Source organism: Dactylosporangium sp. NPDC005572, from assembly GCF_040605515.1.
GTDB lineage: Bacteria > Actinomycetota > Actinomycetes > Mycobacteriales > Micromonosporaceae > Dactylosporangium.
Genome location: NZ_JBEXCY010000050.1, coordinates 62,327 through 63,452, shown reverse-complemented (window position 1 = coordinate 63,452; position 1,126 = coordinate 62,327). Strand labels below are relative to the sequence as shown.

At 77.5% G+C, this 1,126-nt stretch carries 1 protein-coding gene; it reads right to left on the bottom strand.

All coding sequences use genetic code 11. The features are described 5' to 3' along the window. Positions 1-25: 25 nt before the first annotated feature. Positions 26-1,126, bottom strand: a 1,101-nt coding sequence (locus ABZS66_RS24210) for a tetratricopeptide repeat protein (protein ID WP_354761229.1), incomplete at its 5' end; no start/stop codon positions are given.

Here is a 1,126-nt window from a genome sequence, read left to right as displayed (position 1 = left end):
TCCAGTCGCTGCTGAGCGTGCAGACCTACGGCACCGACCTGTACTTCGGCTGGACGGCGAGGGCCGCGCCGGCGTCGTGCGGATCGAGCGCCGCCCGCCGCCGTGACGCGGCGACCCCCTGCCGGAACAGGACGCGGGCCGCGGCGTGGTCGCCGGCCTCACGCAGCCAGTCGCCCAGCCGCTCGGCGGCCGCGGCCAGCTCCCGGTGGCGGTCGGCCGCGCGGGGGAAGCGGTGCACGAGGCGCTCCGCGATCTCCAGCGCCCGTTCGAGGTTGCCCCGTACCTCCTCCGGGTGGCCCGTGGCGGCGGCGTGCCCGGCGGTCCGGCGCAGCGCCTCGGCCAGGTCGCGCCAGGCGTCGACGCTGTCCTCGTCGACCCCGGCCAGGTGCTCGGCGAGCGACAGGCCGGCCGCCACGTGGTTGCCGGCGCAGGCGAGGTCGCCGGCCTCGACGTCCATGTCGGCCAGCCGCCAGTACGAGGTCAGCAGCTGCCGCTTGCGCGGGAGGCTGCCCGGGTCGGCCTCGGCGAGGCCCTCGATGATCCCGGCCGCCTCCAGGGTCAGCTCCCGGGCCCGGGCGGGGTCGCTGCCCTCGGCCCGGACCAGGTCGGCCAGGGCGCCCACCGCGCCGGCCAGCTCGTCCGCAAGGGATGCGTCCTCCGGTGCGAGGCGCCGCCACAGCTCCAGCGCCTGTTCGGTCAGCTGCCGGGCCGTGGCCGGGTCCCCCTGGGCACGGTGTACCGCGGCCAGAACCCCCAGCGCGTTGGCCAGGTCGACCTGGAGCACCGCCGTTTCGGCAAAGGCCTCCGCGAGCGCCCGGTGGATGCCCAGCGCAGCCTCACCCGACGCGCGGGCGTCGCCGAGGTCGCCGCCGTGGAGGGCCAGCTCGGCCAGCCGCCCGTGGCTGAGGCCCACGTTGCGCCGCAGGCGATCCTCGGAAGGGTCCGCCGCGCTGAGCCGCTCGTCGATGCCGAGCGCCTCGGCGTAGCAGCGCCGCGCGTCGTCGGTGCGCCCGAGCCGTCGCAGCAGCCGCCCCTGCGTGTCGAGCGCCGCGCTCAACTCAATCCCGGCGGCCACGTTCGGCTCCACTTCGGCCGCGGCGCTCGGCTCAGCTCCGGCGGCCTCGCC